Genomic DNA, 18605 nt, shown 5'->3' with positions numbered 1-18605 from the left:
TCCGCGTTCCAGCTCTCGAATGGGACGCAGAGCGTCCCGGGCTGCATTCCAACGCAGAGCGTGGGAACGATCAGGCGATGCAGGTCATCAAGCGGTAACGGCCTGACTCTGCGGCTCAACCACTGCCACCAGCCCTTCCTTCATCCGCTTCGCATCCCGCACAAAACACCGCGACGCGAGGAACAGGAACACCATGGTCAGGAACAGCGCCGCCGGAATCAGGTACATCGCATCATGCAGGCCGACAGCCTTGAACGCTTCGGTCATCTGCTCGGCACCCGCCGAGACCATTGCCGACTTGGCGAAGTGATCCGACAAACCACCCACCACCACCGGCCCCAGGCCGCCGCCGAGCAGATACAACCCGGCGAAGAACAGCGCCATCGCCGTAGCCCGCAGACGTGGCTCGACCACATCCTGAATCGCCGTATACACGCAGGTATAGAAGTTGTAGGCGAACAGCCAGCCAACGCTGAACACCGCGACAAACACCCCGATCTCGATACGCCCGGCATGCAGCGCCCACGCCGTGCAAAGGGTCGAGATGATCAGGCTGAACGCGGCAAACAGCAGTCGCCCGTTGGCCACCCGCTGGTGAATCTTGTCGGCGATCCAGCCGCCGAGGGTCAACCCGACAAGCCCGGTCACACCGACGATCACGCCGGTCGCCACCGCCGCTTCCTGCAACGGCATCAGGAAATAACGCTGGAGCATCGGCACCAGGAACGAGTTGCAGGCGTAGGTCGCGAAGTTGAAGCACAGCCCGGCCATCACCAGCCACAGGAAGGTCGGCACGGCGAGAACGCGGCGGATCGGCTTGTCGACTTTCTCCTGGGACACCTGCACGGTTTCCGCCGCGCCGCGCTTGGGTTCCTTGATGAAGAACATAAACACCGCCAGCACCAACCCTGGCACGGCGGCAATAAAGAACGGCGCGCGCCAGCTGTCGAACGCCTTGACCATCCAGCCGATGGTGAAGAAAGCCAGCAGCAGCCCCAGCGGCAGGCCGAGCATGAAAATGCCCATGGCCCGAGCGCGGCGATGGGCCGGGAACAGGTCGCCGATCAGTGAGTTGGCGGCGGGTGCGTAACTCGCTTCCCCGATGCCGATCCCCATGCGCACCAGCAGGAAACTCCAGAAACTGCCGACCAGACCGTTAACGGCAGTCAGCGCGCTCCAGGTCGCCAGGCCCCAGCCCATCAGGTTGCTGCGCGAACCGGTGTCGGCCAGGCGCCCCAGTGGTAATCCGGCAATCGCGTAGACCAGCGTGAACGCGGTGCCGACGATCCCGAGCTGGAAGTCGCTGAGGTGCCATTCCATGCGGATCGGTTCGATGATGATCGCCGGAATGGTGCGGTCGAAGAAATTGAACAGGTTGGCGAGGAACAGCAGGAACAGAATGCGCCAGGCATTCGCCGCTTGGGTCGAGTTCTGCATGGGTCCGTCTCTTTATTGTTATTGGGGCTTCACTGCCAACGCATCCGAGCCCGGAACCTGCAATCTAGTCACGCTCGTCGGGGCTGTCTGTCATCATTCGTCAGCCTGATGACAAGCCATGGCCGTGTAACGAAACGTAAGCCCTTGAAATGCTTCGAATCCCCCTGAAACCGGGGGTTTTGCGGAAAAATCCGGCAATGAAAAAATACTTTCGCGCCCCCCTTCCCAACGCCGTGGCAAAGCCTAGAATGGCCGCCGGATCCGTCCGGATCCTGCCGATCAATCCCTTTGATACCCCCGCCCATGTCCGAAGCCAGTCCGTGTCTGAATTGCGGTGCCTGCTGTTCCCATTTTCGTGTTTCTTTTTTCTGGGGTGAATGCGCATCCTCCGGCGGGACAGTCCCCGATGAACTGGTCACTCAGATCACGCCCAGCCGGGTCGCGATGATCGGCACCGACCGCAAGGCGCCGCGCTGCACCGCGCTGGAAGGCGAAGTCGGAAAGTCAGTGGCCTGCACGATCTACGACAAGCGTTCCAGCCCCTGCCGCGAGTTCGAAGCATCGTGGGAAAACGGCGCGCAGAACATCGACTGTGACAAGGCACGTGCCCGTTTCGGCCTGCCGCCACTGCAACCGCACTGGAACGAAGTCGCCTGAACTCCGGCATCCGGGCACTTAGCGCCAATCGCTATGACGCTAATGCCGAAATCATTAGCACCAATGTGCCACTATCGCTTGCACTGCAAAAACCGCCTCTATACTCCAGACATTCGCCTGCGTTGATGACGCAGTAAGGACGTATTCAGAGACGGGGCATGCTATGGAATGGCTTGGTTTGCAATTTGTTGCCGAGCAGCCGGAGAGCGGGCAGGTCATCCTCAATTGCACACACAATCCCCTGTTGGTGCTGGTGGCCTACCTGGTCGCCTGCGCCGCGAGTTTCGCCACCCTCGACATGGCCGAACGGGTCGCCCACGCTGAAGAACCCGGTTCGCAGCGACTGTGGCGCTGGATCGGCGCAACCTGCCTGGCCGGCGGCATCTGGGCCATGCATTTCATCAGCATGCTGGCGTTCCAGGCGCCGATCGACATTCAGTACGATCTGCCCGTGACCCTGTTTTCGCTGTTAATTGCGTTACTCGCATCCTGGCTGGCGATGCACACCCTGAGCACGCCCCAACCAAGCCTGCTGGAATACCTCAAGACCGCCATCGTCATCGGCCTGGGCATCGCCGGCATGCACTACGTCGGCATGGCGGCCATCGAATCCGCCGCCACGACTTACTACCAACCCACTCTGTTCATCTCATCGATCGTGATCGCCATCGGCGCCAGCTTCGCCGCGCTGTGGGTGGCCGGTCATTTGCGCGAAGGCAACGGCCTGCACATCCAGATGCTCAAATACGTGGCGGCGCTGATTCTCGGCGCGGGCATCCTCAGCATGCACTTCACCGGCATGGCGGCACTGCAACTGGTGCTGCCCGAGGGGCAATTGCCGACTCAGGCGTCGCAAACCAGTCACTTGCAGTTGGGCCTCACCGTCGCGTTGATCACATTGCTGATCCTCGGCAGCGCCATCAGCGCCGCATTGGCCGACAAGAAGCTGCAGAACAAGGAACACGACCTGCGCCGGGTCAACGCCCTCCTCAGCCAGCTCGATCAGGCACGCATGTCGCTGCAGCACGTGGCCAACTACGACGCCCTGACCAACCTGATCAACCGGCGCGGTTTCAATCAGATCTTCGCGGAAAAGCTCAGCCAGAAATCCAGCGAAGGCGGCATGCTGGCCGTGATGTTTCTCGACATCGACCACTTCAAACGCATCAACGACAGCCTCGGCCATGACGCCGGCGATCAACTGCTCAAGGTTATCGCCCAGCACATCAAGGGCTCGGTCCGTAGCCATGAAGACGTGGTGGCGCGGTTTGGCGGCGACGAGTTCTGCATCCTGATCGGCCTGCGCGACCGCGAAGAAGCGCGCAATCTGGCCCAGCGCATCATGCTCAAGATGAAAGAGCCGATCGAACTGGCCGGACGGCGCATGGTGATGACGACCAGCATCGGCATCAGCCTGTTTCCCGAAGACGGCACGACCTGCGATGAACTGCTCAAGCACGCAGATCTTGCGCTGTACCAGTCCAAGGGCGCCGGGCGCAACGGCGTGCACTTCTTCGATTCCAACCTGAAAAACCGCGCCAGCCTGGAACTGCAACTGGAGGAAGAACTGCGCCACGCCCTGCGTGAAGAAAACGGCCTGCTGCTGTATTACCAGCCGATCTTCGAACTCAAGACCGGCAAAGTCACCAAGCTCGAAGCGCTGATCCGCTGGCAGCATCCGGTGCACGGCCTGCTCACCCCGGATCGCTTCATTGCCATCGCCGAAAACAACGGCCTGATCGCCGAGCTCGACAACTGGGTCCTGCGCAAGGCCTGTGAAGACCTCGGCGAGTTGTCGCGCCATGGTTGCGAAGACTTGAAGATCGCCTGGAACTGCTCACCGCTGAATCTGGCCCGGGAAGAACTGGCCAATGAAATCGAGCATGCCTTGCGCAGCGCCGGCGTCGCCCCGGAACGGCTGGAACTGGAAGTCACCGAAAACGCCTTGATGGGCAACATCGCCAACACCCTGGTGCTGTTGCGGCAGATCCGCGCCCTCGGCGTGTCACTGTCGATCGACGACTTCGGCACCGGCTATTCGTCGCTGGCCTACCTCAAGCGCCTGCCGCTCAACACCTTGAAGGTTGATCGCTCGTTCATCCTCGACATTCCCAAGGCCACCGCCGACATGGAGATCGTCCAGGCGATCATCGTCATGGCGCACACCCTGCATTTACAGGTGGTCACCGAAGGCGTCGAGAGCCTGGAGCAATACGAGTTCCTCGAGCGCTCGGGCTGCGACTTCATTCAAGGTTACCTGCTCAGCCGCCCGGTGCCACTGGCGGAACTGCGCCCGGTGCTGGAGGAAATCAACCAGCGCAAACACGCGCACACGGTCAATCCGCTGAGTCTGGCGCGCGGTACATTTGCACCAGTGTCGCTGGATCCTTCTGCAAAAAGCCTTGTGCCCCATGCAGGCGCATCAGTTGTGCGGCCAATCCGCTGATCGGCGTGGCCGAGCCGGTTTCCCGGGAAAACTTCACTGCGGTATCCAGATCCTTGAGCAGCGTGCGCACGTGCCACTTCACCGGCTCGAAACGGCTTTCGGCCATTTGCGGGGCGAGGATCTGCAACGGTCTGGAATCGGCAAAGCCACCGGCCAGCGCCTCGGCGATCAGGCTGGCATCGACCCCGGCCTGTTCGGCCAGCGCCACCACTTCGGCGATCACCAAGGCATTGCAGGCGACGATCATCTGGTTGCAGGCCTTGGTCACCTGGCCGGCGCCGATACCGCCCATGTGCGTGACGCGCTGACCGAGTTCGAGCAACACCGGGCGTACCCGATCAAGGTCCGCTGCATCACCGCCGACCATGATCGCCAGACTGCCGGCCTCGGCCCCGACCACTCCGCCGGACACCGGCGAATCGAGCCAGGCCATGCCCGTCTTGCCGGCAAGCTCAGCCGCCATTTCTCGGGTGGCCGTCGGTTCGAGGCTGGAAAAGTCCACCAGCAACTGACCGGGTTTCGCCCCTTCGGCCACACCGGCCGGGCCGAACACCACCTCGCGCACCACCGCCGTGTCCGCCAGGCACAACATCACCACATCAGCCTGTTCACAGAGTTCGGCGGGGGTCGCCACCTGCCGGGCGCCGGCCTCGACCAGCGGCGCGCACTTGGCCGGGTTGCGGTTCCACACGGTCAACGGATAACCGGCGGCCAGCAGACGGCGGCACATCGGCAGGCCCATCAGGCCGATTCCGGCAAACCCCAACGAAGGTCGCGTTGACATCATTTAGCCTCCTTTTGATTAAAGATCGCCGAATAATGGCCGATCCATCATCAATCAGGAAAGGATTCCCCCGCGCGGCACTCAGGCCATCACCCTGACGCACGGGCCAAACACGCGCAGAAAAAAGACGCGAGATTCCCATTCCGTGAGGCTCGACGACAGCAGTCGCCGATCCAACCAGTCCAGGTAAATGGCGCACAATGACTTCTAAAAACAATCCGGCCACTGCGGTATCCGATCTGACTCTGAGCCCTGCGGCGAACAGCCCTGCCCCAATGAAGCCATTGCCACCTTCGCGTCCGCTGGGCACCCAGCAATACCTGTATTTCACCGAAACCAATACCGACCGCATCCTCGACAACCTCGATGGCCTGCGTGACCTGGTGTTCCCGCGCCCGCCGCATCTGGAAGGCGACAACGAACAGCACAACGACCAGGAATTCCCCTCGGTATGCCTGATCGGCCTCGGTCGCTGCGGCTCCAACATCGCCCTCGACGTGGCGGAGCTGGTGTACAACGCGCGCAAGTTCTACCTCAACGAATTCAACAACGAAGATCGTCCTTCGAGCGAGCGTCGCCTGGCCGACAAAGGCTACAGCCCGGCCCAGTGGATCAAGACCAACCTGCGGATCGGCCCGAACAAGGGCAGCAAACCGGTGTTTCTGGTGGAACCGCTGGTGATGCTCGGCGACCTCGACAAGGACATTGCCGGGCGCATCCGTTTCTCGCGCAAGGGCGAAAAAAGCGGTTTCCTGCGCGATTACAGCAAGATGAAGATCATGGACTTGTCGGAAGTCCACGCCGGTGGCGCCGGTAACGCGCCGATCCTCGGCCAGTATCTGGCGAAGATCATCCTCAACAAGGACACCCAGCGCTTCTCCAGCCCTGACTGGAAAATGATCCACTCGTACCTGATCGACAGCTGCGGCATCAAGGCCAACCAGTCGCGTCTGTATTTCTCGATCTTCAGTGCCGGCGGCGGTACCGGTTCGGGCATGGCCTCGGAATTCGGCCTGGCTCAGCAGCACTCGTACATGAACAAGACGTTCGACACCAAGCCGATGGACGAGCATGACGGCAAGAGCGGTCATTCGTTCGTGTTCGAACCGATCTTCACCAGCGGCATCTGCGTACTGCCGAACATTTCCGACCACCGCAGCGAAATGTCCGAGGCGCTGCACATCAACGCCGGTCGCCTGCTGTGCAAATACCTGTCGGAAGAATGGGATTTCTCGTACAACTTCGCCAACGAAGACAGCAGCGAAGCCAGCGTCATGGGCCGTATCCGCCCATGGAACGCGATGATGCTGATCTCCAACGACATCATGCGTTACGCCGAAGAGAGCGATGACGGCAACATCCAGAACATTGATGTCAATGCGATGGAGAAACACGCCAACCAATATATCTCGCAGCAGATCTTCAACATTCTGACGGCCCAGGCGGTTACGACCGACTACGACCAAAACTATTTCCGTCGCGCCGGCATCGACATCGGCGAGACCATTCGCCTGGATGCCAACGACCTGTTCATGAGCCTGGCCGGCCCGGTGGCGATTGCCTACGCCGAGTCCGTGGTGCCGGAAACGCCGCCGCCGAGCAGCGACAAATTCAAGGTGTTCGACAAAGAGCCGCAGCGCCTGAACATCGACGACCTGTTCTTCCGCTCGATCGACCTGCCGCACTTCAACAAAGTGACCCAGGCCATCGAAGGCATCAGCCTGTTGCCGATCGAGTCCAAGCGCTATCGCGCGTCGCTGGAGCAGTACAAGAATTCCGGCTACGACGCGGCCGCGCTGCACGACCTGCACTTCTTCAAGAACTGCTCGTCGGTGGTCTCGATCGTTTCGCTGCCAAAAGACTACAAGCTGTCGTACATGGACCTGAACCGGTTGAAGACCCACCTCAACAGCCTGTTCCCCAACACCACGCTCAAGCGCTACGCGCTGGTGATCGGCGCCTCGGCCAACCTGTCGCTGACCACCCTGATCGCCAAGAGCCCGTGCCTGTCGGACGACTTCCTGACGCTGATCGTGGCGTTCATCAAGCGTTGCTTCGCCAAGACCCCGTACCGTTTCGACGACACCCTGGACAATTCGATCCTCGATTTCATCATCAGCGAAGCATTCGACGAAGACCGCATCGACGACCTGCTGAACGAGTTCGAGAACCCGGCGAAAATCCTCGATACCAACTGGTATGCGATCAAGCCGATGTACGAGAAGAAGTACCGCGAGCTGATCAACGACAAAGAGAAGTTTGTCTCGATCAACGACATTCGCCTGTCGCGCGATTGCGTGAAGAAGTCGATCAAGTACCTGCGCGAGATCTACCGTCACCGGATCGGCAAGACCAAGGTTATTTCCCTCAATAACCATACCGGCAAGTCTTACTCGGTATGACGGCAGACCGAGGCGCCTCGATCGCCCCGAAATTCCCTGGAAATTTCAGTCTTTCCAACATCCCGAAACAATTAAGCAGCCGTTAGGCTGCTTACTGAACTGTGCCCGTTACGTTTACGTCACCGTTATGCCACCCACGCTTGTGGCATTTCTCTACGGCAACGTGCCATCACGCTACTCGGCTACACACTTTTTCCCGGCAGTGACACGCACCACAAAAGGGCATCGATTCAGCGCGACGCCCTTTCCTGGATCAGAATCCACGGTCGCACCACAACCGACCACAACTCGGGATCGCGCTCAAGAATGTCTTGCGCCCGCGGCGCAGAGAGCTTGGCGACCTTATCTTCGCCCAGCCAGGCAGCCACTTTCGCGCTCTGATTCGATGCCATTGCCTCTGCTACGGCGATCAAATCCAGCTCGGCGCTGACCCATAACAGGTCACCCTTGGCAAAGAAGGGCTCCAGCTCCTTCCACGTAATAGTTGCGGTTTCACCAAGCAGCTTGGCATAGAGGGTGCTAGGTTCTTGATTCATGGGACTGTCCGGAAAAGAAATCGGCGCGAATGATAACGTCGGTGGTCCGGCAGAAAAACCCGGTTGCAAAAGGCCGTACCGAATGAAAAGAGCAGGAACGCCAGGGAATGCTGATGATTGGGTATAAACCCTCTGAACGCCCCGCCGCAATTCTGTCTTTTTCTTTCATTTAAGCGACACCCTCAGGTTTTGCCCCCTGGCGCCAGCTTCCCAGGCCAACAACCGGCGCTCTACACTGTACCGGTACAGTTGCCGGGGGCTTTTCCGGAGGGTATCGCCCAGATATCTGTCCCGGTTCTGCTGCTACGGCGTCAGGACTCTAAAAAATACAACAGTAAGAGTGGAGCACTATGACTAAGGCTACTAAGCAGATTTCCAAACTGTTTGCCGCTATGGTTCTGGCCGGGGTTGCCAGCCATTCGTTCGCGGCTGACACCATCAAGATCGGTATCGCCGGCCCTAAAACCGGTCCAGTAGCCCAGTACGGCGACATGCAGTTCAGTGGCGCGAAAATGGCCATCGAACAGATCAACGCCAAAGGCGGCGTCGACGGCAAGAAGCTCGAAGCCGTTGAATACGATGACGCTTGCGATCCTAAACAAGCGGTAGCGGTTGCGAACAAGGTCGTCAACGACGGCGTCAAGTTCGTGGTCGGTCACCTGTGCTCCAGCTCCACTCAGCCTGCTTCGGACATCTATGAAGACGAAGGCGTGATCATGATCACCCCGGCTGCCACCAGCCCGGACATCACCAACCGTGGTTACAAAATGGTCTTCCGCACCATCGGTCTGGACAGCGCCCAGGGCCCTGCCGCCGGTAACTACATTGCCGATCACGTGAAGCCGAAAATCGTCGGCGTGCTGCACGACAAGCAGCAGTACGGTGAAGGCATCGCCACCGCCGTCAAATCCACCCTCGAGAAGAAAGGCACCAAGGTTGCCGTGTTCGAAGGCGTCAACGCCGGCGACAAGGACTTCTCCGCGATCATCGCCAAACTCAAGCAAGCCAACGTCGACTTCGTCTACTACGGCGGCTACCACCCGGAGCTGGGCCTGATCCTGCGTCAAGCCCAGGAAAAAGGCCTGAAAGCCAAGTTCATGGGTCCGGAAGGCGTGGGTAACGACTCGATCACCCAGATCGCCAAGGACGCATCCGAAGGCCTGCTGGTGACCCTGCCGAAATCCTTCGACCAGGATCCGGCCAACGTGGCCCTGGCCGATGCATTCAAGGCCAAGAAAGAAGACCCGAGCGGTCCGTTCGTGTTCCCGTCCTACTCGGCAGTTGAAGTGATTGTCGGCGGTATCGCTGCGGCCAAGTCCGAAGACCCTGCCAAAGTGGCTGAAGCCATCCACGCCGGTACTTTCAAGACCCCGACCGGCGATCTGAGCTTCGACGCCAAGGGCGACCTGAAGGATTTCAAATTCGTGGTTTACGAGTGGCACAACGGCAAACCTAAAACCGAAGTGTCGCCTCAGTAAGGCGCTGCCTGACTGACTGCCAATAAAGCCCACGGCGTGCCGTGGGCTTTGTTTTACGAATGTATTGGGCCGCGCTGGCGTGATCCGCCAGTCTCCCCACCTGAAAATCTCAAAACCGTCATCAGCGGTTCGCTGGCAAAACCCGGATTCGAAGTGGATAAAGATCCACGGGACCGGGCGGGAAAATGACTCCACCAGTGAAATGCGTATCAGGTTTTTAGGAGCGCTGTAATGCCTGACATCTATCACTTCTTCCAACAGCTGGTTAACGGCTTGAACGTTGGCAGCATGTATGCCCTGATCGCCATCGGCTACACGATGGTCTACGGCATCATTGGAATGATCAACTTCGCCCACGGCGAGGTGTACATGATCGGTTCCTACGTGGCGTTCATCGCCATCGCCGGGCTGACCATGATGGGACTCGAAAGCGTTCCGCTGTTGATGACCGTGGCTTTCATCGCCAGCATCGTCGTCACCAGCTCCTACGGTTACAGCATCGAACGCATTGCCTACCGCCCGTTGCGCGGCAGCAACCGTCTGATCCCGCTGATTTCCGCGATCGGTATGTCGATCTTCCTGCAGAACACCGTTCTGCTGGCGCAAGACTCCAAGGACAAAGCTATCCCCAACCTGATTCCGGGCAATTTTGCCTTCGGCCCAGGTGGCGCACATGAAGTGCTGATTTCCTACATGCAAATCGTGGTGTTCGTGGTGACCCTGATCGCCATGCTCGGCCTCACGCTGTTCATCTCCCGCTCTCGCCTGGGCCGCGCCTGCCGCGCCTGCGCCGAAGACATCAAGATGGCCAACCTGCTGGGCATCAACACCAACAACATCATCGCCCTGACCTTCGTCATCGGTGCTGCGCTGGCGGCCGTCGCGGCCGTGCTGCTGAGCATGCAATACGGCGTGATCAACCCGAACGCCGGTTTCCTCGTCGGCCTCAAGGCCTTCACCGCTGCGGTACTGGGCGGGATCGGCAGCATCCCCGGCGCCATGCTCGGCGGGCTGGTGCTCGGGGTGGCGGAAGCCTTTGGTGCCGATATCTTCGGCGACCAGTACAAGGACGTCGTGGCTTTCGGCTTGTTGGTTCTGGTGCTGTTGTTCCGTCCGACCGGCATTCTGGGCCGTCCGGAGGTTGAGAAAGTATGAACAGGAATCTTAAACAGGCGCTGTTCAGCGCCTTGCTGGTCTGGGCCGTGGCCTATCCGGTACTGGGACTGAAACTGACCATCGTCGGCATCAACCTGGAAGTGCACAACACCAGCCCGGCCATTCTGGCGACCATCGCCATCTGCTCGGTGCTGATGTTCCTGCGGGTGCTGTTCAACCAGCAGATCAGCAAGGCGTGGCGTTCGTCGCCGGGCATGCCGCTGATCCCGGCCAAGGCCAGCAACTTCCTGACCCTGCCGACCACCCAGCGCTACTTCATCATCGCGCTGATCATCGGTGCGCTGGTGTGGCCGTTCTTCGGCTCCCGTGGCGCGGTGGACATCGCGACGCTGATCCTGATCTACGTGATGCTCGGCCTGGGCCTGAACATCGTGGTCGGTCTGGCCGGTCTGCTCGACCTGGGTTACGTCGGCTTCTACGCCGTCGGCGCCTACAGCTACGCGCTGCTGTCGCACTACTATGGCCTGAGCTTCTGGATCTGCCTGCCGATTGCCGGCCTGATGGCGGCGACGTTCGGCTTCCTGCTCGGTTTCCCGGTATTGCGTCTGCGCGGCGACTATCTGGCGATCGTGACCCTGGGTTTCGGGGAAATCATCCGCCTGTTCCTGCGTAACCTGACCGACATCACCGGCGGCCCGAACGGCATCAGCAACATCGAGAAACCGACGTTCTTCGGCCTGACCTTCGAACGCAAGGCCGCGGAAGGCCTGCAAACCTTCCACGAGTACTTCGGCCTGGAATACAACTCGATCAACAAGGTGATCTTCCTCTACCTGGTTGCCCTGCTGCTGGCGCTGGCGGCGCTGTTCATCATCAACCGCCTGCTGCGCATGCCGATCGGCCGTGCGTGGGAAGCACTGCGTGAAGATGAGATTGCCTGCCGTGCGCTGGGTCTCAACCCGACCGTGATCAAGCTGTCGGCGTTCACCCTGGGCGCGAGCTTCGCCGGTTTTGCCGGCAGCTTCTTCGCCGCCCGTCAGGGTCTGGTGACGCCGGAATCGTTCACCTTCATCGAGTCGGCGATCATCCTCGCCATCGTGGTGCTGGGTGGCATGGGCTCGCAGCTGGGCGTGATTCTCGCGGCTGTGGTGATGATCCTGCTGCCGGAAATGATGCGTGAGTTCAGTGAGTACCGCATGTTGATGTTCGGCGCCCTGATGGTGCTGATGATGATCTGGCGACCTCAAGGTCTGCTGCCCATGCAACGTCCTCACATGGAGCTGCGCAAATGAGCCGCGAGATCCTGAAAGTCGAAAATCTGAGCATGCGCTTCGGCGGCCTGCTGGCAGTCAACGGCGTGGCCCTGACCGTGAAGGAAAAACAGGTGGTGGCACTGATCGGGCCGAACGGCGCCGGCAAGACCACCGTGTTCAACTGCCTGACCGGTTTCTACCAGCCGTCGGGCGGCAGCATCCTGCTGGACGGCGAGCCGATCCAGGGCCTGCCGGGCCACAAGATCGCCCTCAAAGGCGTGGTGCGCACGTTCCAGAACGTGCGGTTGTTCAAGGACATGACGGCGGTCGAGAACCTGTTGATCGCCCAGCACCGTCATCTGAACACCAACTTCCTGTCCGGCCTGTTCAAGACCCCGGCGTTTCGCAAGAGCGAGCGCGAGGCCATGGAGTTCGCCGAGTACTGGCTGGAAAAGGTCAACCTGAAAGAGTTCGCCAACCGCCCCGCCGGCACCCTGGCCTACGGTCAGCAGCGTCGCCTGGAAATCGCCCGCTGCATGATGACCCGTCCGCGGATTCTCATGCTCGACGAACCGGCCGCCGGCCTGAACCCGAAGGAAACCGAAGACCTCAAGGCGCTGATCAGCGTGCTGCGTGAAGAGCACAATGTGACCGTGCTGCTGATCGAACACGACATGAAACTGGTCATGAGCATTTCCGACCACATCGTCGTGATCAACCAGGGCACGCCTCTGGCCGACGGCACGCCGGAACAGATCCGCGACAATCCTGAAGTGATCAAAGCCTACCTGGGGGAAGCGTAAATGCTGCAGTTCGAAAACGTTTCCACCTTCTACGGCAAGATCCAGGCCCTGCACAGCGTCAACGTCGAAGTCCGCCAGGGCGAGATCGTGACCCTGATCGGCGCCAACGGTGCCGGCAAGTCCACGCTGCTGATGACGCTGTGCGGTTCGCCGCAGGCCCACAGTGGCAGCATCCGCTACATGGGTGAGGAACTGGTCGGCCAGGACTCGTCGCAGATCATGCGCAAAAGCATCGCCGTGGTGCCGGAAGGCCGTCGGGTGTTTGCCCGCCTGACTGTCGAAGAAAACCTGTCCATGGGCGGATTCTTCACCGACAAGGGCGACTATCAGGAACAGATGGACAAGGTTCTCGGACTTTTCCCACGCCTGAAAGAACGCTTCAACCAGCGTGGCGGCACCATGTCCGGCGGCGAACAGCAAATGCTCGCCATCGGCCGCGCGCTGATGAGCAAGCCGAAACTGCTCCTGCTCGACGAGCCGTCGCTGGGCCTGGCACCGATCATCATCCAGCAGATCTTCGACATCATCGAACAGCTGCGCAAGGACGGTGTGACGGTGTTCCTGGTCGAGCAGAACGCCAACCAGGCGCTGAAAATCGCTGACCGCGCCTACGTGCTGGAGAACGGCCGGGTGGTCATGCAAGGCACCGGTGAAGCGCTGCTGACCGACTCGAAAGTACGCGAGGCGTACCTCGGCGGTTGATGGATCGCAGCAAACAGAAAACGGCCTTCGGGCCGTTTTCTGTTTGTGCCGGAAAAAAACTTTTACCGATCGCTGTAACGCATCGCCAAGTCGTTTCTCTAGTGGGGCAAGCAAGCGCATTCGCTTGTTCAACCCAAGTAAAAGACCGGAGAAACATCATGACTGCTACCACCCGCACCCTGTCCGCCACCGCCCTGGTTCTGGCCCTCGGTTCTGCCCTGAGCATGGCCGCCGTTTCGACCGCTCAGGCCGCCGACAACAGCAACATGGAAAAATGCTTCGGCGTGGCCATGAAAGGTCATAACGACTGCGCCGCCGGCGCCGGCACCACCTGCGCAGGCACAGCGAAAATGGATTACCAGGCCAACGCCTGGAAATTCGTACCGAAAGGCACCTGCACCACCACCGAAAGCAAGACCTCGCCGACCGGTTTCGGCCAGATGGAAGCCTTCAAGGCCAAGTCCTGATCCACGGCCTGCCCGAGTGACGAACATGATCACCTCCTGCGACCATGCCTCCCCCCGCACTCGGGCAGCCCTCACCGGGCTCCCGCCCCGCGCCGGGCTGGGGCTCAAGACCGGGCACTTTCGTGAAGTGCTCGGTTCTCTTCCGGACATCGGATTCTTCGAGGTCCACGCCGAAAACTACATGGTGGCCGGCGGCCCGTTCCATCATTTTCTGGGTTTGATCCGCGAGGCGTATCCGCTGTCGCTGCACGGTGTCGGGCTGTCTATCGGTACCGAAGGCGCGCTGGATGTCCAGCACCTCAAACGCCTGGCGGCACTGATCGAGCGCTATCAACCCCAATCCTTTTCCGAACACCTGGCCTGGTCCAGCCATGGCCCGGTGTTTCTCAATGATTTGCTTCCTCTGGCGTACGACACACCGACGCTGAACCGCGTCTGTGACCACATCGACCAGGTGCAGAACACCCTCAAACGCCCGATGCTCCTGGAAAACCCGGCAACCTATCTGGCGTTCGAGCGCTCGACCATCGACGAAGCGGATTTCATCCGTGAAGTCGTCCGGCGCAGTGGCTGCGGCCTGTTACTGGACGTGAACAACGTCTACGTCTCGTGCATCAACCATCAACGTGATCCCTTGGCCTATCTCGACGCACTACCTCTGCGCGCAGTGGGCGAGATTCATCTGGCGGGGTTTGCTGAAGACTCCGACAGCCTCGGTGATCGTTTGCTGATCGACGATCACGGCGCGCCAATCGATCAAGCCGTCTGGTCGTTGTACCGGCAAGCGCTGGAACGCGTCGGCCCGGTGGCGACGCTGATCGAACGGGACAATCAGGTGCCGGCCTTTAACGTGCTGTTGGCAGAAGCGCAGCAGGCCGATGCGCTGTTGCTGGGTGCGGGAGCTCGGCCATGAGCACTCAAACCGCGTTCAGCGCTGCGTTGCTCGATACCGGGCTGCCCTGCCCCGACGGTTTGTGCAGCGCCAACGGCGCCGATCCGACCAGCCGTTTCGCGGTCTACCGCAACAACGTGCAGGGTTCGCTGATCAACGCACTGGCCGACAGCTATCCCGTGGTAATGCAGTTGGTGGGTGACGAATTCTTCCAGGCCATGGCCGGCGTTTTCGTGCAAAGCCATCCGCCGCACAGTCCGTTGATGAGCGACTACGGCAGTGAGCTGGCGGACTTCATCAGCGGATTCGAACCTGCCGCGAGCGTCCCCTATCTGGCCGACGTCGCGCGGCTGGAACGCTTGCGCACGCTGGCTTATCACGCGGCCGATGCTTTGCCTTTGAGTCAGGAGCGGATCGCCGCCGTGTTTGCAGATGCCGATACGCTGAATGAACTGCGCATCGGCCTGCACCCTTCGCTGCATCTGCTCGATTCAAGCTTCGCCGTAGTGGACATCTGGGCCGCGCATCAGCACGACGCCACGCTGGCCGGGATCGTTCCTCTTCATGCCCAACACGCGTTGATTCTGCGCAACGGACTGGAGGTCGAGGTGTTCGCCGTGGATCGCGGCGCCGGCCAGTTCATTCGCCACCTCAAGGCCGGCCTGTCACTCACGCAGGCGCTGGAGTCCGCCGAAGCCTTCGACCTCAGCCAGACCCTCGCCCTGCTGATCAACCGCCAAGTCATCACTCATTTCTATCCAAAGGTGTCGTCATGAACAGTCTCGTTGCGCGCGCCATCGCGCTGCTGGAAAAAATCCCACACAGCCTGATCGCCTTCATCGCGCGTTTTTCCATCGCGGCGGTGTTCTGGAAATCCGGACAGACCAAGGTCGAGGGCCTGGCCATCGACCTGATCGACGGAACATTCCAGATTGGCTGGCCGCATCTGGCGGACTCGACGATTCCGCTGTTCCAGAGCGAATACCACGTGCCGTTGCTGTCGCCGGACATCGCCGCGCACATGGCGGCGTTTGCCGAGCACTTCTTCCCGATGCTGATCCTGATCGGCTTCGCCACACGGTTTTCAGCGCTGGCCTTGCTGGGCATGACGCTGGTCATCGAGCTATTCGTCTACCCCGACGCCTACCCGACTCACGGCACCTGGGCAGCGGTTCTCCTGTACCTGATGGCCACCGGGCCGGGCAAAGTGTCGATCGATCACTTGATCGCCAGGCACTACAACCGGTCCAGCGCTTCGCCGCTGAGTTTGAACCAGCCGATCAGGTAATCCGCCAGCACCTGAGTACGTTTCGGTAATCCCCCCTGATAAGGGTGCACCAGGTACATCGGCATGCGACGGGTCTGAAAATCGCGAAGGAGCCAGCGCAATCGGCCGTCAGCCAATTCCGCCTGCAACAGATAGGACGGCAGGCGAGCGATCCCGGCGCCGGCCAATGCGGCTTTCTTCAACAGGTTGTAGTGATTGCTGGCGAACGGTCCCGACACCCGCACCCGCAGCAGTTCGTGTTGCTGGTGATAAAGCCATTCCTCGCGACCGCTGTAATGACTGTTGAGCAGGCAACGGTGTTCGGCCAGTGCCTGCGGCGTCAGTGGTTCGCCAAAACGTTCCAGATAGGCGGGGCTGGCGCAGGTCATTTCCTGCCAGGCCAGCAGCGGCCTGGCCACCAGTCGCTCGTCATTGGCGACCTCGGTGCGAATCGCCAGATCGAAGCCGTCGCGGGACAGGTCGCGGTAGCTGTTGTTCAGCTCCAGTTCGATCTGCACTTCGGGGTATTTCTGCGAGAAGTCCAACAGCAGACCGTCGAAGAACGTTTCTCCCAGCGACACCGGAACCGTCATACGCACCGGGCCAGCCATGTCGTCCTTCAATCGCGCCAATGCCTGACGCGCTCGCTCCACCTGGACTACCAGCGCCTGTGCCTGTGGCAACAACGCCGCACCGGCCGCGGTCAGGCTCAGCCGACGCGTCGTACGTTGCAGCAACACCACGGAAAAACGCGCCTCCAGCTGACTGATACGCTTGGACAGCTGCCCCTTGCTGCACCCCAATTGCTGCGCCGCCAGGGTAAAACTGCCGGCCTCGATCAACACCGCGAACGCCGCCAGATCATCCATCTCGCTCATGGATTGTTTCCATTTGAAAACCAAAGGTTGCCCATTAGTGCGCTTATCCGCAGAAAAAACCACTCTAGACTGAAACCTCGTTCAATCACTTGAGGCAATCACGATGAAAATTCTGTTGATCGGCGCCGGCGGCACCATCGGTTCGGCGGTGGACAAAGAGCTGTCGCAGCGTCATGAAGTCATTCGTATCGGCCGCAACAGCGGCGATTTCCAGGTGGATATCAGCGACAGCGCATCGATTCGCAAATTGTTCGAACAGACCGGCAAGTTCGACGCGCTGGTGTGTGCCGCCGGCAACGTAACCTTCGCCCCGCTGGGTGAAATGACCGAAGACAGCTTCGCCCTCGGCCTGAAAGACAAGTTGATGGGCCAGGTCAATCTGCTGTTGATCGGCCGCGAATTCGCCAACGACGGCGCATCCTTCACCTTCACCACCGGCGTGCTCAGCCACGATCCGATCCGCAGCGGCGCGTCGGCTGCACTGGTCAACGGCGCGCTCGACAGTTTCGTCCGCGCAGCGGCCATTGAGCTGCCACGCGGTCTGCGCGTCAACTCGATCAGCCCGACCGTGCTGGTGGAAGCCATGGGCAGTTACGCCCCGTACTTCCGTGGCTACAAGCCGGTTCCTGCGGCGGATGTGGCATTGGCCTACGCCAAAAGTGTCGAAGGCTTGCAGACAGGTCAGACATTTCACGTGGGCTAAACCCTTGTGATGAACGGTCAGCCTGCGTAACGTGGCGACACTTGTCTGGAGAGCCAAAGATGCGTGTTGCCCGTTCCCTGATCGTTGTTGCCCTGCTCCCGTTGTTTGCCGCGTGCCAGTTGTTCGATGGTGCGCGGGAAAGTGCCTCCCACGTCGGCCAGACGCGGATGCAGGGACAACTGACCGCTGCCGACGGCAAACTGGTGTTCCAGGCGTGCGGCGAGCAGCGCCAGTACGTGGTCAATGACATCGGCGGCACCAGCATCCTGCAAGAGGCCGCCACCCTGGCCGATCAACAGGGCAAGTTGTTCGCCGACGTGCGCGGAAAGATCGCCGGCGACCGCCTCGACCTGACGCAGCTCTATCGCGTCGAACGTTCCGGCACTGCCTGTGACGACCCCAACTTCAAACAGCTGATCCTGCGCGCCTCCGGCCATGGCCCGGAATGGAACGTCAAGGTCAGCGGCAAGGGCCTGGTCATCGACCGCGAAGGCCAGCCACCACTCGCCGTGCCCTACGTCGAAGAGCAACTGGGCGACGGTCGTTTCAACCTCAGCAGCGAAGCCAACAACCAGCGCATCGAGTTGTGGGTAGCGCCGCAGCGCTGCGTCGACAGCAACACCGGCAGCGTGCAGCACATGAGCGCCGAGTTGCGTATCGACGGCAAGGTACAGCGCGGTTGCGGGTATTTCGGCGGTTCGCGTAGCGACTGATCGTTTTACCCTCACGGGATCCGGCCGTTGCGGCTTATAATCGCCGCCTTCAAACGCCCTGGCGCAGTTGT

18 protein-coding genes are annotated in these 18605 nt (G+C 60.4%); 14 read left to right on the top strand and 4 right to left on the bottom strand.

Going from position 1 to position 18605, the window contains the following annotated elements:
- Positions 1-87 precede the first annotated feature (87 nt).
- Positions 88-1437, bottom strand: a complete 1350-nt coding sequence (locus tag I5961_RS06380; protein ID WP_227234659.1) for a spinster family MFS transporter — start codon at positions 1435-1437, stop codon at positions 88-90.
- A 303-nt stretch (positions 1438-1740) separates the two neighbouring features.
- Here I5961_RS06380 and I5961_RS06375 point away from each other — a divergent pair, with 303 nt between their 5' ends.
- Together I5961_RS06375 and I5961_RS06370 are read left to right on the top strand one after the other, a co-directional pair.
- Entirely contained in the window at positions 1741-2094 is a 354-nt protein-coding gene (locus I5961_RS06375; RefSeq protein WP_085697442.1) for a YkgJ family cysteine cluster protein, read from the top strand.
- A 163-nt stretch (positions 2095-2257) separates the two neighbouring features.
- Positions 2258-4540, top strand: coding sequence for a putative bifunctional diguanylate cyclase/phosphodiesterase (locus I5961_RS06370; RefSeq protein WP_085702651.1), 2283 nt, complete (start codon positions 2258-2260; stop codon positions 4538-4540).
- Here I5961_RS06370 and I5961_RS06365 read toward each other — a convergent pair.
- Positions 4431-5327, bottom strand: a complete 897-nt coding sequence (locus tag I5961_RS06365) for an NAD(P)-dependent oxidoreductase (protein ID WP_227234657.1) — start codon at positions 5325-5327, stop codon at positions 4431-4433. The genes I5961_RS06370 and I5961_RS06365 overlap by 110 nt on opposite strands.
- Before the next feature lie 197 nt (positions 5328-5524).
- On the opposite strand from I5961_RS06365, the gene I5961_RS06360 reads away from it, so the two are divergent.
- The gene (locus I5961_RS06360; RefSeq protein ID WP_085697440.1) at positions 5525-7726 is read left to right on the top strand and encodes a hypothetical protein; all 2202 of its coding nucleotides are present in this window, start codon (positions 5525-5527) and stop codon (positions 7724-7726) included.
- A gap of 230 nt (positions 7727-7956) precedes the next feature.
- Here the strand turns inward: I5961_RS06360 and I5961_RS06355 are convergent, their stop codons facing one another.
- Positions 7957-8262, bottom strand: a complete 306-nt coding sequence (locus I5961_RS06355) for a DUF2288 domain-containing protein (protein WP_085697439.1) — start codon at positions 8260-8262, stop codon at positions 7957-7959.
- A 350-nt stretch (positions 8263-8612) separates the two neighbouring features.
- Here I5961_RS06355 and I5961_RS06350 point away from each other — a divergent pair, with 350 nt between their 5' ends.
- The 9 genes from I5961_RS06350 to I5961_RS06310 all read left to right on the top strand — a co-directional run bounded on the left by I5961_RS06350 (position 8613) and on the right by I5961_RS06310 (position 16261).
- Positions 8613-9740 (top strand): branched-chain amino acid ABC transporter substrate-binding protein, encoded by a 1128-nt coding sequence (locus I5961_RS06350; protein WP_064382946.1) that lies wholly within the window; start codon positions 8613-8615, stop codon positions 9738-9740.
- A gap of 231 nt (positions 9741-9971) precedes the next feature.
- A complete protein-coding gene (gene livH, locus I5961_RS06345; RefSeq protein WP_007959165.1) occupies positions 9972-10895 on the top strand; it encodes a high-affinity branched-chain amino acid ABC transporter permease LivH in 924 nt (307 codons plus the stop codon).
- Entirely contained in the window at positions 10892-12148 is a 1257-nt protein-coding gene (locus tag I5961_RS06340) for a high-affinity branched-chain amino acid ABC transporter permease LivM (RefSeq protein ID WP_085697438.1), read from the top strand. Before livH ends, I5961_RS06340 begins: the two co-directional genes overlap by 4 nt.
- The gene (gene livG, locus I5961_RS06335) at positions 12145-12912 is read left to right on the top strand and encodes a high-affinity branched-chain amino acid ABC transporter ATP-binding protein LivG (protein ID WP_085697437.1); all 768 of its coding nucleotides are present in this window, start codon (positions 12145-12147) and stop codon (positions 12910-12912) included. Before I5961_RS06340 ends, livG begins: the two co-directional genes overlap by 4 nt.
- Positions 12913-13614 carry an ABC transporter ATP-binding protein gene (locus I5961_RS06330; protein WP_227234655.1) on the top strand — a complete coding sequence of 234 codons (702 nt, stop codon included), beginning with the start codon at positions 12913-12915 and terminating at the stop codon, positions 13612-13614.
- Positions 13615-13772: 158 nt separating this feature from the next.
- Positions 13773-14081 (top strand): DUF2282 domain-containing protein, encoded by a 309-nt coding sequence (locus I5961_RS06325; protein WP_085697436.1) that lies wholly within the window; start codon positions 13773-13775, stop codon positions 14079-14081.
- Between the two features lie 25 nt (positions 14082-14106).
- Positions 14107-14994, top strand: a complete 888-nt coding sequence (locus I5961_RS06320; RefSeq protein WP_227234654.1) for a DUF692 domain-containing protein — start codon at positions 14107-14109, stop codon at positions 14992-14994.
- A complete protein-coding gene (locus tag I5961_RS06315; protein ID WP_227234652.1) occupies positions 14991-15749 on the top strand; it encodes a DUF2063 domain-containing protein in 759 nt (252 codons plus the stop codon). Before I5961_RS06320 ends, I5961_RS06315 begins: the two co-directional genes overlap by 4 nt.
- Positions 15746-16261 (top strand): DoxX family protein, encoded by a 516-nt coding sequence (locus tag I5961_RS06310; RefSeq protein ID WP_085697433.1) that lies wholly within the window; start codon positions 15746-15748, stop codon positions 16259-16261. The genes I5961_RS06315 and I5961_RS06310 overlap by 4 nt, the downstream gene beginning before the upstream one ends.
- On the opposite strand, the gene I5961_RS06305 is transcribed toward I5961_RS06310, so the two are convergent.
- Positions 16210-17118: a LysR family transcriptional regulator gene (locus tag I5961_RS06305; protein ID WP_085683276.1), complete on the bottom strand. Its 909-nt coding sequence runs from the start codon at positions 17116-17118 to the stop codon at positions 16210-16212. The genes I5961_RS06310 and I5961_RS06305 overlap by 52 nt on opposite strands.
- Before the next feature lie 103 nt (positions 17119-17221).
- Between I5961_RS06305 and I5961_RS06300 the strand changes: the two genes are divergently transcribed.
- The gene (locus I5961_RS06300; RefSeq protein WP_085702647.1) at positions 17222-17821 is read left to right on the top strand and encodes a short chain dehydrogenase; all 600 of its coding nucleotides are present in this window, start codon (positions 17222-17224) and stop codon (positions 17819-17821) included.
- A gap of 59 nt (positions 17822-17880) precedes the next feature.
- The gene (locus tag I5961_RS06295; protein WP_227234650.1) at positions 17881-18534 is read left to right on the top strand and encodes a COG3650 family protein; all 654 of its coding nucleotides are present in this window, start codon (positions 17881-17883) and stop codon (positions 18532-18534) included.
- Positions 18535-18605: the final 71 nt, after the last annotated feature.

Origin of the sequence: Pseudomonas sp. IAC-BECa141 (genome assembly GCF_020544405.1) — a bacterium.
Classification (GTDB): domain Bacteria; phylum Pseudomonadota; class Gammaproteobacteria; order Pseudomonadales; family Pseudomonadaceae; genus Aquipseudomonas.
This window is presented reverse-complemented; position numbering and strand designations above follow the sequence as displayed.